Origin of the sequence: Azospirillum sp. TSO35-2 (assembly GCF_003116095.1) — a bacterium.
Lineage (GTDB): Bacteria > Pseudomonadota > Alphaproteobacteria > Azospirillales > Azospirillaceae > Azospirillum.
Window position 1 is genome coordinate 14,670 of record NZ_LGRA01000021.1, and the last position, 14,195, is coordinate 28,864.

Genomic DNA, 14,195 nt, shown 5'->3' on the forward strand with positions numbered 1-14,195 from the left:
GCCGGCGAGACGCTTTGCGGGTGGGCTTTTGCCCACTTATTTTTTTATCAGCGTGTGGCAACACGCGCTTCCTAAACCTCGTGTTGTGGAAACCTCGTCCGGTTCGATCCCGGCCGCAGGCTCAGGTCAGGTGGAATGGACGCTTCAGGTCGCATCGAACAGATCATCACGCCGTCAATCGAAGCCATGGGCTATGAGGTCGTGCGCGTTCAGATCTCCGGCGGCCAGCGCGCGGTTCTCCAGATCATGGCGGAACGCGCCGACGGCGCGCCCATGACGGTCGAGGATTGCGCCGACATCAGCCGGTCCGTTTCCGCCCTGCTGGACGTGGAAGACCCGATCCGCGAGGCTTATACACTGGAGGTCAGCTCGCCCGGCATCGACCGGCCGCTGACCCGACTGAAGGATTTCGAGCGTTTCGCCGGCTTCGAAGCCAGGCTTGAGACCCGACAGGCCGCCGACGGCCGCAAACGTTTCAAGGGCATGCTGAAGGGCGTCGAGGACGGCCTGGTGTGCATCGATACCGAACAGGGAGCCGCCCGGCTGGAGTTCGACAACATCCTGCGCGCCAAGCTGGTGCTGACGGACGATCTGATCCGCGCCAGCCAGGAGCAGCAGGACGGCCACCAGGCCTGACGGGTTCAGGACTGACCGGCTGACGCCGACCCGCCGTCCATGCATAACGCAAGACCGGCATCACGCAAGACCGACTCAGGAAGTGTAACGGATGGAACTGCTGCAAGTCGCTGACGCGGTCGCCCGCGAAAAGAACATCGACCGGGACGAGGTCCTGGAGGCGATGGAGCAGGCGATTCAGAAGGCCGGCCGCTCCAAGTACGGCCATGAGCACGACATCCGCGCCCGCATCGACCGCAAGACCGGCGACATCCACCTGACCCGCCACCTGGAGGTGGTCGAGACGGTGGAGAACGAGGCGACGCAGGTCACCCTGCCCTACGCCCAGCGCCGCAAGCCGGGCGCCAAGCTCGGCGACTTCCTGGTCGATCCGCTGCCGCCCATCGATTTCGGCCGCATCGCCGCGCAGACCGCCAAGCAGGTCATCGTGCAGAAGGTGCGCGACGCCGAGCGCAAGCGCCAGTTCAACGAGTACAAGGACCGCAACGGCGAGATCGTCAACGGTCTGGTCAAGCGCGTCGAGTACGGCAACGTCACCGTCGACCTGGGCCGCGCCGAAGCGATCCTGCGCCGCGACGAGCTGCTGCCGCGCGAGCACTTCAAGAACGGCGACCGCGTCCGCGCCTACATCTTCGACGTCCGCGAGGAACCGCGCGGCCCACAGATCTTCCTGTCGCGCACGCATCCCATGTTCATGGCGAAGCTGTTCGCCCAGGAAGTGCCGGAGATCTACGACGGCATCATCGAGATCCGGGCGGTCGCCCGCGATCCGGGGTCGCGCGCCAAGATCGCCGTGCACAGCAACGACAGCTCGATCGACCCGGTCGGCGCCTGCGTCGGCATGCGCGGCAGCCGCGTCCAGGCCGTCGTCGGCGAGCTGCAGGGCGAGAAGATCGACATTATTCCCTGGGCCAGCGAGGCGGCAACCTTCGTCGTCAACGCCCTGGCCCCGGCCGAGGTCGCCAAGGTCGTGCTGGACGACGACAACCACCGCATCGAGGTGGTGGTGCCGGACGACCAGCTGTCGCTGGCCATCGGCCGCCGCGGCCAGAACGTGCGCCTCGCCTCGATGCTGACCGGCTGGGACATCGACATCCTGACCGAACAGGAAGAGTCGGAGCGCCGGTCCGAGGAAATCCACAGCCGGTCCGGCCTGTTCATGAAGGCGCTGGACGTCGACGACGTGATCGCCCACCTGCTGGTCGCCGAAGGCTTCACCTCGGTCGAGGAGATCGCCTACGTCGAGACCGAGGAGCTGGCCGAGATCGAAGGCTTCGACGAGTCGGTCGCCGACGAGCTGAAGCAGCGTGCGCTCGCCTTCCTGGAAGAGCAGGATACGGTGGCGAACGAGCGCCGGCTGGAGCTGGGCGTCGAGGACATCATCGCCGAACTGACCGGCTTCACCGCCGTGCAGTTGGTCAAGCTGGGTGAGAACGGCGTGAAGACGCTGGACGATCTGGCCGACCTGGCCGGCGACGAGCTGGTCGAAATCCTGGGCAAGGACGGCCCCTCGGAAGAGGAGGCGAACGCGATCATCATGGCCGCGCGCGCCCACTGGTTCGAGGGTGAAGGCCAAGGTGGCGAAGCCGCCGCGGTCGCTCCGGTCGCCGAGGGTTCGGCCGAGGGACAGGGCGCGCAGGCCTGACAAGGGCCCGCACGCCGATTGGAACAATTTTGGGACCGCGTGAGCGGATGACGATCGGATGACCGAACGGAACGACGAACGGACACCGACCGCCGCCGAGGACGCGGTGCCCGACCTCGACGCTGCAGAGCACGAGGTCGCAGAGACGGAACGCCTGCCGGCGGACGACGAGAAGGGGCCCCTGCGCCGCTGCATCGCGTCGGGCACGGTCCACCCGAAGGGGGGTATGATCCGGTTCGTGATCGCCCCCGACGGCGAGGTGGTTCCGGATCTGGAAGAAGCGCTGCCTGGCCGAGGCCTTTGGGTCACGGCCGACCGGGATGCCCTGGCGAAGGCCATGAGCAAATCGGTGTTCGCCAAGGCGGCACGGCGGGCGGTCAAGGTGCCGCCCGATCTGGCCGAAAGGCTGGACCGGCTGCTGGAGCGGCGTTGTCTGAACGGCTTGGGCCTCGCCCGCCGTGCCGGACACGTCCTGGCGGGGTATGAGAAGGTGCGCGAGGCGTTGAAGGCCAACCAGGTCGGTCGTGCGGGTCCCCCGCCGGCCCTGCTGGTCGAAGCCGCCGACGGCTCGCTGGACCAGCGCGGCAAGGTGACGGCGCTCGCGCCGTCGCTGCCCGTGATCGACCTGTTCGTGTCGTCGGCCTTGGCCGCGGCGCTGGGGCGCGATCACGCGGTGCACGCCGTTGTGGCGCGGGGCAGGCTGGCTTCAGGGCTGGCCCGCGACGCGGCCCGCCTCAAGGGACTCCGAGGTCCTGCGGGGCAACAGGTATCTGATAAGGGCTGGGGAGTCGGCGATTCGGCCGGCCGGCCTGCGATGTAACGTCTGACCACTCGGGAACCGATGACCGATAGCAACGACCAGGACCAGAAAAAAGTCTTGCACCTAACCGGCGCCAGCAAAGGAAAGCTGGAGTCGAAGAAGCCGGTCGAGACCCAGGTCCGGCAGAGCTTCTCCCATGGCCGGTCAAAAGCGGTGACCGTCGAGGTCAAGCGCAAGCGTCATGTTGAAAAGGGTGCCGTGCCCGGCGTCGCCGACGGCGGCGCCGCCGCCCGTCAGGCTGCCCAGGGCCTGCCCATTCGCGGTGCGTCGGGGGGCCAGCGGCCCCGCGGCGGCGGTGCCCCTGCCGGGCGCCAGTTGACCCGTGAAGAGCTGGAATCGCGCCTGCGCGCGCTTCGTGGCGCCGCCGCGTTCGAAGAACAGCGCCGTGTCGAGGCCGAGGAAGAGGCGGTCCGCGCCGAAGCCCGCGCCGTCGAGGCCGCCGAACGCGCCGCCGCTGAACCGGAGATCGCTCCGCCCGACGCCGCCCCGCCGGCATCCGCCGATGCCCAGGCCCCGGCCCCGGCCGCGCAGGACGACATGCCGCCCGTCATCCTGGACGCCGACACCTTGCGCCAGCGCGAGCTGGACGAGATGCGCGCCATCCAGGAGGCCGAGCGCAAGATCGCCGAAGAGGCCGAGCGCCGCCGCAAGGAAGAAGAAGCCAAGCGCAAGGAAGTCGAGGACGCCAAGCGTCGCGACGCCGAGCCGGCGCCCCGCCGTGACGGCGGCCGCGACGGCGCCGGCCGCGATGGCGCGCGTCCGGTGGGTGCCCGTCCGGGTGCCGACCAGCGCCCCGGTGGCGCCGCTCCGGCCCGCCCCGCCGCCGACGCCGCTCCCGGCCGTCCGCAGCCGGGCGTCGGTGCCGCCCCGGCCCGCGCCGAGGAAGAGGACGACACCCGCCGCAAGGGTGGGCGCAGTGGTGCTCCGGCCAAGGCCGCGCCGGCCCGTCCGGCCGCCAAGGCTCCGGTCGGCGCCGACCGCCGCAAGGGCTCCAAGATGACCGTCTCGCAGGCGCTCAGCGACGATGGCAGCGACCGCACCCGGTCGCTGGCCGCCGTGCGCCGTGCCCGCGAGCGTGAACGCCTGCGCCAGATGAGCCGTCAGGAGACGGCGAAGGTCACCCGCGACGTCGTGCTGCCGGAAGTCATCACCGTCCAGGAGCTGGCCAACCGCATGGCCGAGCGTGGCGCCGACGTCATCAAGGCGCTGATGCGCATGGGCGTGATGGCCACCATCAACCAGACCATCGACGCCGACACCGCCGAGCTGCTGATCACCGAGTTCGGGCACCGCGTCCGCCGCGTGTCGGAGGCCGACGTCGAAATCGGCCTGCGCGCCACCGAGGAAGAGGGTGCGGTCCTGGTCTCGCGTCCCCCGGTCGTCACGATCATGGGCCACGTCGACCACGGCAAGACCTCGCTGCTCGACGCGCTGCGCCAGACCGACGTGGTGTCGGGCGAGGCCGGCGGCATCACCCAGCACATCGGCGCCTATCAGGTGCAGCTGGAGTCGGGTGCGAAGATCACCTTCATCGACACACCCGGTCACGCCGCCTTCACCGAGATGCGTGCCCGCGGCGCCAACGTCACCGACGTGGTCGTGCTGGTGGTCGCCGCCAACGACGGCGTCATGCCGCAGACCATCGAGGCGATCCGCCACGCCAAGGCCGCCAAGGTTCCGATCATCGTCGCCATCAACAAGTGCGACCTGCCGGATGCCAAGCCGGAGCGTGTCCGCCAGGAACTGCTCCAGCACGAGCTGGTGGTGGAAGAGATGGGCGGCGATGTGCTCGACGTCGAGGTGTCGGCCAAGGCCAAGCTCAACCTGCACAAGCTGGAAGAGGCCATCCTGCTCCAGGCGGAAATCCTGGAGCTGCGCGCCAACTCCGAGCGGGCCGCCGAAGGCGTCGTCATCGAGGCGAAGCTGGAGCGTGGTCGCGGTTCGGTGGCCACCGTGCTGGTCCAGCGCGGCACGCTGAAGGTCGGCGACGTGTTCGTGACCGGTGCCGAATGGGGCCGCGTCCGCGCCCTGATCAACGACCGCGGCCAGACCGTCAACGAGGCGGCCCCGGCCGTGCCCGTGGAGGTCCTGGGCCTGAACGGCACGCCGATGGCCGGCGACGACTTCTCCGTCGTCGAGTCCGAAGCCCGTGCCCGCGAGATCGCCGAGTTCCGCCAGCGCAAGAAGCGCGAAGCGGCGGTGGCGGCCTCGGCCCGCGGTTCGCTGCAGGACATGTTCAGCCGCATCCAGGCCGGCGAGGCCAAGGAACTGCCGGTCGTCATCAAGGGCGACGTGCAGGGCTCGATCGAAGCCATCGCCAGCTCGCTGGAGAAGCTCACGGCCGAGAACACCGAGGTCAAGGTCCGCGTCCTGCACAACTCGGTCGGTGCGATCAACGAGTCCGACATCACGCTGGCGAACGCGTCCAACGCGATGATCATCGGCTTCAACGTCCGCGCCAACCCGCAGGCCCGCGACCTCGCCAAGCGCGACGGCGTGGAGATCCGCTACTACTCGATCATCTACAACGTGATCGACGACGTGAAGGCGGCGCTGACCGGTCTGCTGTCGCCGACGCTGCGGGAACGCTTCATCGGTTACGCGACGATCCGCGAGGTGTTCAACATCACGAAGGTCGGCAAGGTTGCCGGTTGTATGGTCACGCAGGGCACCGTCAAGCGCGGCGCCGGCGTCCGCCTGCTGCGCGACAACGTCGTCATTCACGAAGGCACGCTCAAGACGCTCAAGCGCTTCAAGGACGAGGTCAAGGACGTCCGCGAGGGTTACGAGTGCGGCATGGCCTTCGAGAACTACGACAACATCCAGGCCGGCGACCAGATCGAAGCCTTCGAGATCGAGGAAATCGCTCGGGAGCTGTAAGGTCGACGCTGTAGGATCGACGGCCCGCCCGGCCCCTTCCGGCCCATCTTGCGATGGATCACCGGAGCGGGCCGGGCGGTTCTTCTTCTGTGTGGGGGCGTGGGACATGTCCTGCGCCCTATTTCACTGCGGTGATCGGAACTTCTGTTGCTTTGCTCCCGCGGGAGCAGCCGACACAAACCCCCACCCCATCCCCTCCCCCAATGGGAACGGTTCAGGGGTAGGTTGGGGTGGCAGGTCCCCATGTGTGATCAGCCGGAGACCTGAACCGGCCCCGGCACAAGACACCGACGAAAGACATCGACCATGGCCAGCAAGAAGCGCGGCGCGTTCGTCGCCGGCAAGCCCCCGTCCCAACGGCAACTGCGCGTCGGCGAGGAATTGCGCCACGCGCTCGCCGACCTGTTCCGCCGCGGGGACTTCTACGATCCGGAGTTGGCCTCGCTGAACGTCACCATCACCGAGGTGCGGGTCAGCCCCGATCTGTCGAATGCCACCGTCTTCTACGCGACGCTGGGCGGCGAGCGGATGGAGGAGGCGCAGACCGCGCTGCGGCGGGCCGCCGCCTTCCTGCGCGGCCAGGTCGCCCGCATGGTCAACCTGCGCCACGCGCCGACGCTGACCTTCGAGGCCGACACCTCGTTCGACTACGCCCACCACATCGACAACATCCTGCACAGCCCGGAGGTCGCCCGCGACCTCGGCGGTCATCCGCTGGGCCGCGTCAACGGCGACGACGACCATGACGAGGATGAGGACGACGGCTGGGACGAGGACGACGACGAGGACGGTGAGGACGACGACCTCGGCCCCGACGAGGCGGACGAGGACGCCGAAGACGAGGACGAGGACCGCGCCATGCTCGACGATGAGAGCAAGGGCGAGGCCGACGACGAGAGCCGGGGCGGCCGTCGTGGCTCGTAAGCGCAAGGGTACGCCGATCCATGGCTGGATCGTGCTCGACAAGCCCGAAGGCATGACCTCCACCCAGGCGCTGTCGAAGGTGCGCCGCCTGCTGAACGCCGAAAAGGCCGGACACGGCGGCACGCTCGACCCGCTGGCGACCGGCATCCTGCCGATCGCGCTGGGCGAGGCGACCAAGACGGTGTCCTACGCCATGGACGGCGCCAAGACCTACCGTTTCTCCATCCGCTGGGGCGAGCGCACCAGCACCGACGACCGCGAGGGCGAGGTGATCGACCGCTCCGACCACCGGCCGTCGACCGAGGCGATCCGCGCCGCCCTGCCCGCCTTCCTGGGTGAAATCGAGCAGGTGCCGCCGCAGTTCTGCGCCATCAAGATCGGCGGCGAGCGCGCCTACGACATCGCCCGCGAGGGCGACGCGGTCGATCTGGCCGCCCGCACCGTGCGCATCGACCGCTTCGAACTGGTCGAGGAACCCGACGCCGATCACGCCCTGTTCGAGGTCGATTGCGGCAAGGGCACCTACGTCCGTTCGCTGGCCCGCGACCTGGCGGAAGCGCTGGGCACCGTCGGTCATGTCGGGCTGCTGCGCCGCCTGCGCGTCGGTCCCTTCACGCTGGACGGCGCGATTTCCCTGGACGAATTGGCGGCAATCGAGCAAGGTGCCGCCGTCGAACGACTTCTGTTGCCGATCGAGACCGCGCTGGACGACATCCCGGCGCTGGCCCTGACCGAAGCGGAAGCGCACCGACTGAGGCACGGCCAGACGGTCGCTCTCCTCACCCGGCAGGACCGTGAACGCCTGATGGCGCTTCAGGGGGCTGACGGTGGGGATGGCACCGTCATTGCGCTTTTCGGCGGAAAGCCGGTGGCGTTGGCCCGTGTCGAGGGGGCGGAGGTCCGTCCGGTGCGCGTTCTCAACCTCTGAAGATTTAGGAGACCCCGATGTCGATTACGCCCGAGCGCAAGCAAGAGCTGATCAAGGAATATTCGCGCGGTGAGGCCGATACCGGTTCGCCCGAGGTCCAGGTGTCGATCCTGACGGAGCGCATCAGCAACCTGACCGAACACCTGAAGAGCCACAAGAAGGACTTCCACTCCCGCCGTGGTCTTCTGGTGATGGTCGGCCAGCGTCGTCGTCTTCTTGACTATCTCAAGAAGAAGGACAACTCGCGCTACGCCACGCTGATCGAGCGTCTGGGCCTGCGCCGCTGATCGGCGCACGGTTTCCGTGACCGGACGCGACCCCCGGCCCAACCGCCGTCCCGCCGAACCTTCGGGTTCCGGCGGACATGGCGCGATGGCCGGGGCGTCGGCCCGCGAGGCCGCGGTGTTTACGGCTGCATCATTTCGGAACTCGTCATTGGTTTATGGCAATAGAAACTCGATCTTGAGCGTTTCGTGACGGTTGGGCCGGCCCGTTTTCTTCGGGGACCGGCCTTTTTTGCATCCGCCGCGCCTCTATCTTGCTTCGTTATTCCTGTTGTCGTGCACCACATCCAATGCTTTCTCGCGGGGTCCTACGACCGATGGCCCCGGCCTTGAGCGGCAATCCGGCCGTTTTTCAGGGTGTCGGATGGAAGGAAAGAATCCATGTTCACTGTTCATCGTAAAGAAATCGAATGGGGCGGCCGCAAGCTGGTCCTGGAGACGGGCAAGATCGCTCGTCAGGCCAATGGCGCCGTTCTGGTGACCTACGGCGACACCACCGTCCTGTGCACCGCCGTCGCCGCCAAGGCGCCGAAGCCGGGCGTCGATTTCTTCCCGCTGACCGTCAATTACCAGGAAAAGGCCTTCGCGGCCGGCAAGATTCCCGGTGGCTTCTTCAAGCGTGAAGGCCGTCCGACCGAGAAGGAGACGCTGGTCAGCCGCCTGATCGACCGTCCGATCCGTCCGCTGTTCGCCGATGGCTTCCGCAACGAGACCCAGGTCGTCTGCACCGTGCTGAGCCACGATCTGGAGAACGATCCGGACGTCGTCGCGATGGTCGGCGCCTCGGCCGCGCTGACGATCTCCGGCATCCCGTTCCTGGGCCCGATCGCCGCCGCCCGCGTCGGCTACAAGAATGGCCAGTACATCCTGAACCCGACCCGGGACGAGGTCGGCGACAGCGATCTGGACCTGGTCGTCGCCGGCACCATCGAAGGCGTGCTGATGGTCGAATCGGAAGCCAAGGAGCTGACCGAGGAGGTCATGCTGGGCGCCGTCATGTTCGGCCACACCAACTTCCAGCCGGTGATCAACATGATCATCGACCTGGCCGAGGAAGCCGCCAAGGAGCCGTGGGACCTGCCGGAGCCGGCCTATGACCGCCCGGCCCTGAAGGCCCGCCTGCGCGCCACCGTCGGTTCCGACGTCGAGGCCGCCTACACCGAGACGGTGAAGCAGAGCCGCTACGAGAAGGTCGGCGCCGCCAAGGCGAAGGCCCTGGAAGCCCTGGCCGAAGAGTTCGACGCCCAGTCGATCGGTTTCGAGTTCAAGGAGCTGGAAGCCGACATCCTGCGCGGTGCCGTCCTGAAGACCGGCCGCCGCATCGACGGCCGCGACACCAAGACCGTGCGCCCGATCGTGTCGGAGGTCGGCATCCTGCCGCGCGCCCACGGCTCGGCCCTGTTCACCCGCGGCGAAACCCAGGCGCTGGTCGTGACCACGCTGGGCACCAGCCAGGACGAGCAGATCATCGACGCGCTCGAAGGCGAGTACCGCGAGCACTTCATGCTGCACTACAACTTCCCCCCGTACTCGGTGGGTGAAGCCGGCCGCATGGGCAGCCCGGGCCGTCGCGAGATCGGCCACGGCAAGCTGGCGTGGCGCGCCATCCACCCGCTGCTGCCGAAGAAGGAAGATTTCCCCTACACCCTGCGTGTCGTGTCGGAAGTCACCGAGTCCAACGGCTCCTCCTCGATGGCCACCGTCTGCGGCACCTCGCTGTCGCTGATGGACGCCGGTGCGCCGCTGATCCGTCCGGTCGCCGGCATCGCCATGGGCCTGATCAAGGAAGACCACGGCTTCGCCGTCCTGTCGGACATCCTGGGCGACGAGGATCACCTCGGCGACATGGACTTCAAGGTGGCCGGGACGGAAGTCGGCGTCACCGCGCTGCAGATGGACATCAAGATCACCTCGATCACCGAGGAGATCATGAAGATCGCGCTGGGTCAGGCCAAGGACGGCCGCCTGCACATCCTGGGCGAGATGTCGAAGGCGCTGACCGGCGCCCGTGAAGGCGTCAACGAGAACGCCCCGCGCATCACCGTGATCAACATCCCGAAGGAGAAGATCCGCGACGTGATCGGCTCCGGCGGCAAGGTGATCCGCGAGATCGTCGAGCAGACCGGCGCGAAGATCGACATCGACGACGACGGCACCGTCAAGGTGTCGGCGGTCGACCAGAAGAAGTCGGACGCCGCCATCGAGTGGATCAAGGGCATCGTCGCCGAGCCGGAGATGAACGTCGTCTACACCGGCAAGGTGGTGAAGGTCGTCGATTTCGGCGCCTTCGTGAACTTCCTGGGTTCGCGCGACGGCCTCGTCCACATCTCCGAACTGGCGCAGCAGCGCGTCGGCAAGGTGTCGGACGTCGTCGCCCAGGGTGACTCGGTGAAGGTCAAGGTCATCGGCTTCGACGACCGCGGCAAGGTCAAGCTGTCGATGAAGCAGGTCGACCAAGCCACCGGCGAAGACCTGACCAAGAAGGCGGAGTGATCCGTCCCACCCGGTTCGGGTAACGAAAAGCCCCGGTTCGCAAGAACCGGGGCTTTTTCTTTGCCGTCCGCGGGGACGTCAGCGCCCGCCAGCCACGTCGAGAATCGCCCCGGTGGTGTAGGACGCGGCGTCGCTCAACAGCCAGACAATGGCCTCGGCCACCTCGTCCGCCCGACCGGCCCGGCCGAGGGGGGCGTTGACGCCCAGACGCTGGGCGCGGCCGGGCTGACCGCCGCTGGCGTGGATGTCGGTGTCGATCAGACCGGGCCGGACCGCGTTGACCCGGACGCCTTGCGGCCCGAGTTCCTTCGACAATCCAATGGCCAGCGTGTCGAGCGCCGCCTTCGACCCGGCATAATCGACATACTCGAAGGGTGAGCCGAGCCGGGCCGCAGCCGAGGACACCAGGACGATCGATCCGCTCCCGCGTGGCGCCAGACGGCGTGCGCTCTCCCGCGCGCACAGATAGGCGCCGAAGACGTTCACCTCGAACACGCGGCGCATGCGCTCGGCCTCCATCTCGGCCAGCGGGCAGGAGGGCGCGACGATGCCGGCGTTGACGACCACGCCGTCGAGCGGCCCAAGCCGCTCTTCCGCCGCCTGGAACATGGCGACCACGTCGGCTTCGACCGCCACGTCGCCGCGCAGCGTCTCCGCCTGCCCGCCCGCCGCCCGCACCGCATCGGCGGTTTCCCGGGCGGCGGCGTCGTTGCCGACGTAATTGATGGCCACCGACCAGCCGCGGCCGCCGGCCAGCAGCGCGACGGACCGGCCGATTCCCCGCCCGCCACCGGTGATCAGGATGGTGGTCATGAGGTCCCCCTGGGTTGAGCCGCAACCATCGCGACACTATGCTCGACAGACCGGGGCGAACAGCCCAAACCCACCGTCCCGCCCCCTGCCCTCCACCCGCGGGTCCCCATGTCGCGCGCCGAACGTCTCCTCGATCTGATGCAGGTGCTGCGGCGGCATCGCCAGCCGGTCAGCGGGCGAGCGCTCGCGGCCGAACTCGGCGTCAGCCTGCGCACGCTCTACCGCGACATCGCGACCCTCCAGGCGCAGGGCGCGGCGATCGAGGGCGAGCCGGGAGTCGGCTATCTGCTGCGCGCCGGATTCCTGCTGCCGCCGCTGATGTTCACCGAGGAGGAGATCGAGGCGCTGGTGCTGGGGTCGCGCTGGGTGGTCGACCGCGGCGACAGCCGGCTGGGCGGGGCGGCGCGCAACGCGCTCGCCAAGATCGCCGCGGTGCTGCCGCCGGACAAGCGCGACGGGCTGGACGGCTCCGCCCTGCTGGTCGGTCCCGGTGAGCCGATCGGCGCAGGCGATAAGAGCGTCGCGGCCGGCGACGCCGAACTGGCGACCATCCGCGCCGCCATCCGCAGCGAACGCAAGCTGGAGCTGTCCTACCGCGACCGCGACGGATCGGACAGCCGGCGCACCGTCTGGCCCTTCGCGCTGGGCTTCTTCGACCGGGTGCGGGTGGTGGTGGCGTGGTGCGAGCTGCGCCAGTCCTTCCGCCATTTCCGCACCGACCGCATCCAGGCGCTGACGCTGACCGACAGCCGCTATCCCCGCCGCCGGCAGGCGATGCTGAAGGAGTGGCGGGCGGCGGAGGGCATTCCGCAACCCTGATCGCGCCACCCCGATCACCGCTGCCCGATCACTGCTGCCAGAAACTGACAGCATGGCGGCTTAGGCTTCGCTCCATCACCACACGACGATCACCCCATGATGGAGCCAGCGATGCCCACCCTCGATTTCGTCCTTCTCTACGTCGACAGCCCGGTCGCCAGCGCCGCCTTCTACGCCGACCTGCTGGGCAAACCGCCGGTGGAAGCCTCCGCCACCTTCGCGATGTTCGCCGCGGGAGAGGGGTTGATGCTGGGCCTGTGGTCACGCCACACGGTGGAGCCGGCGGCGACGGCACCCGGCGGCGGCGAGATCGCCTTCACCGTGGCCGACGCGGCGGCGGTCCGCGCCACCCACGCCGACTGGAGCGCCCGCGGCCTGCCGATCCTGCAGGCGCCGACGGCGATGGATTTCGGTCATACCTTCGTGGCACTCGACCCCGACGGTCACCGGCTGCGCGTGTTCGCGCCGTTGCCGCCGCAGGCCGACGACGCCGGGGCCCACCAATGAGCGGCGTCGTCACCGGGGCCGGCGCCTGGATCGCGGTCGCCAGCGCCGAGCATGTCCGGCGCGGACGGGCCGGCGGCTTCATGCAGGTCTGCCACGGCAAGGCGGCGCCGCTGCGGCGGATCCGGCCGGGCGACCGGGTCGCCTACTACTCCCCGACCGACCGTTTCGGCGCGGCGGACGGGCTGAAGGCCTTCACCGCCATCGGCAAGGTCCTGCCGGGCGATCCCTACCCCTTCGACATGGGCGGCGGCTTCGTCCCCTTCCGGCGCGACGTGGCGTGGTGGCCGGCCGACGAGGTGCCGATCCAGCCCCTGCTCGACCGGTTGGAGCTGACCGCCGGCCAGCGGAACTGGGGGTACAGGTTCCGTTTCGGCCTCGTGCCGGTCAGCGGCGGCGACATGGACCTCATCGCCGCGGCCATGGGGGCGGTCCTGGCGGCGGCGAGTATCGCAGCCTGACAAAATTCCGGCCGATGGCGGGGAAGAAACCACCCGCCGCCGGCGTCTCCTTCCTGGCAGCCCATCCCTTGTCCCAGTGTCGGTTCCCCATCCAGGCGGAACGGGGTGGCACCCCTCATACCTTCGTGTCAGAGTCGAACCTGCCGTGACGCTTCCTGACCGAGATCAAGGCGAAACCCCTCGCAGTCCGCCATACATGCGCCTATATCGTCCGCTAGCCTGACCAAGGTCATCTTTGTACCGAGGCCATCGTTCCATGCACCGTTTCGCCAACCCCGCCCGCTTCCTGCGCCTGTCGGCCGCGCTGCTGCCGTGGTGCGCCGGGGCGACCGTGATCCTGACGATCCTCGGGCTGTGGCTCAGCCTGTTCGGCTCGCCGCCCGACTACCAGCAGGGCGAGACGGTGCGGATCATGTACATCCATGTGCCCGCCGCCTGGATGAGCATGTTCGTCTACACCAACATGGCCGCCGCCGCCGCCGCCGGGCTGGTGTGGAAGCACCCGCTGGCCGACCTGTTCGCCAAGGCGGCCGCGCCGATCGGCGCCGGCTTCACCTTCGTCTGCCTGGTGACGGGGTCGCTGTGGGGGGCGCCGATGTGGGGCACCTGGTGGGTGTGGGACGCGCGGCTGACCAGCGTGCTGATCCTGTTCTTCCTGTATCTCGGCTACATGGCGCTGGTGAACGCCTTCGACGATCCGCAACGCGGGACGAAGGCGGGCAACATCCTGCTGCTGGTCGGCATCGTCAACGTGCCGATCATCAAGTTCTCGGTCGACTGGTGGAACACGCTGCACCAGCCGGCCAGCGTGGTGCGGATGGGCGGCCCCGCCATCGATGCCAGCATGCTGGCGCCGCTGCTGGTGATGGCCGCCGCCTTCACCGCCTATTTCCTGTCGGTCGTCATCCTGCGCCTGCGCACCGAGATCGCCCTGCGCAAGATCCAGACGCTGCGGCTGGCGGTGGCCGGTGATGGAATGCGGGGGTAA

13 protein-coding genes are annotated in these 14,195 nt (G+C 68.4%); 12 read left to right on the plus strand and 1 reads right to left on the minus strand.

Features of this window, described 5'->3' with window-relative positions; all coding sequences use genetic code 11:
* The first annotated feature begins 135 nt into the window (after positions 1–135).
* The 8 genes from rimP (at position 136) to pnp (ending at position 10,610) form a co-directional block, all read left to right on the plus strand.
* Positions 136–636 (plus strand): ribosome maturation factor RimP, encoded by a 501-nt coding sequence (gene rimP, locus TSO352_RS16215; RefSeq protein WP_109108373.1) that lies wholly within the window; start codon positions 136–138, stop codon positions 634–636.
* A 91-nt stretch (positions 637–727) separates the two neighbouring features.
* On the plus strand, positions 728–2,281 hold the full coding sequence (gene nusA / locus TSO352_RS16220) for a transcription termination factor NusA (protein WP_109108374.1): 1,554 nt from the start codon (positions 728–730) through the stop codon (positions 2,279–2,281).
* 58 nt (positions 2,282–2,339) lie between these two features.
* Positions 2,340–3,101, plus strand: coding sequence for an RNA-binding protein (locus TSO352_RS16225; protein WP_109108375.1), 762 nt, complete (start codon positions 2,340–2,342; stop codon positions 3,099–3,101).
* A 21-nt stretch (positions 3,102–3,122) separates the two neighbouring features.
* A complete protein-coding gene (gene infB, locus TSO352_RS16230) occupies positions 3,123–5,981 on the plus strand; it encodes a translation initiation factor IF-2 (protein WP_109108376.1) in 2,859 nt (952 codons plus the stop codon).
* Between the two features lie 306 nt (positions 5,982–6,287).
* Positions 6,288–6,905, plus strand: a complete 618-nt coding sequence (gene rbfA / locus TSO352_RS16235; protein ID WP_109108377.1) for a 30S ribosome-binding factor RbfA — start codon at positions 6,288–6,290, stop codon at positions 6,903–6,905.
* The gene (gene truB, locus TSO352_RS16240) at positions 6,895–7,833 is read left to right on the plus strand and encodes a tRNA pseudouridine(55) synthase TruB (protein WP_109108378.1); all 939 of its coding nucleotides are present in this window, start codon (positions 6,895–6,897) and stop codon (positions 7,831–7,833) included. Before rbfA ends, truB begins: the two co-directional genes overlap by 11 nt.
* Before the next feature lie 17 nt (positions 7,834–7,850).
* A complete protein-coding gene (rpsO, locus tag TSO352_RS16245; protein ID WP_045581302.1) occupies positions 7,851–8,120 on the plus strand; it encodes a 30S ribosomal protein S15 in 270 nt (89 codons plus the stop codon).
* Between the two features lie 378 nt (positions 8,121–8,498).
* On the plus strand, positions 8,499–10,610 hold the full coding sequence (pnp, locus tag TSO352_RS16250; protein WP_109108379.1) for a polyribonucleotide nucleotidyltransferase: 2,112 nt from the start codon (positions 8,499–8,501) through the stop codon (positions 10,608–10,610).
* A gap of 78 nt (positions 10,611–10,688) precedes the next feature.
* Here the strand turns inward: pnp and TSO352_RS16255 are convergent, their stop codons facing one another.
* Entirely contained in the window at positions 10,689–11,423 is a 735-nt protein-coding gene (locus TSO352_RS16255; RefSeq protein ID WP_109108380.1) for an SDR family oxidoreductase, read from the minus strand.
* 108 nt (positions 11,424–11,531) lie between these two features.
* Here TSO352_RS16255 and TSO352_RS16260 point away from each other — a divergent pair, with 108 nt between their 5' ends.
* The 4 genes from TSO352_RS16260 (at position 11,532) to TSO352_RS16275 (ending at position 14,195) form a co-directional block, all read left to right on the plus strand.
* Entirely contained in the window at positions 11,532–12,242 is a 711-nt protein-coding gene (locus tag TSO352_RS16260; protein ID WP_109108381.1) for a YafY family protein, read from the plus strand.
* A 111-nt stretch (positions 12,243–12,353) separates the two neighbouring features.
* The gene (locus TSO352_RS16265) at positions 12,354–12,749 is read left to right on the plus strand and encodes a VOC family protein (RefSeq protein ID WP_109108382.1); all 396 of its coding nucleotides are present in this window, start codon (positions 12,354–12,356) and stop codon (positions 12,747–12,749) included.
* Positions 12,746–13,207 carry an EVE domain-containing protein gene (locus TSO352_RS16270; RefSeq protein WP_109108383.1) on the plus strand — a complete coding sequence of 154 codons (462 nt, stop codon included), beginning with the start codon at positions 12,746–12,748 and terminating at the stop codon, positions 13,205–13,207. The genes TSO352_RS16265 and TSO352_RS16270 overlap by 4 nt, the downstream gene beginning before the upstream one ends.
* A 256-nt stretch (positions 13,208–13,463) precedes the next feature.
* The gene (locus tag TSO352_RS16275; RefSeq protein WP_109108384.1) at positions 13,464–14,195 is read left to right on the plus strand and encodes a heme ABC transporter permease; all 732 of its coding nucleotides are present in this window, start codon (positions 13,464–13,466) and stop codon (positions 14,193–14,195) included.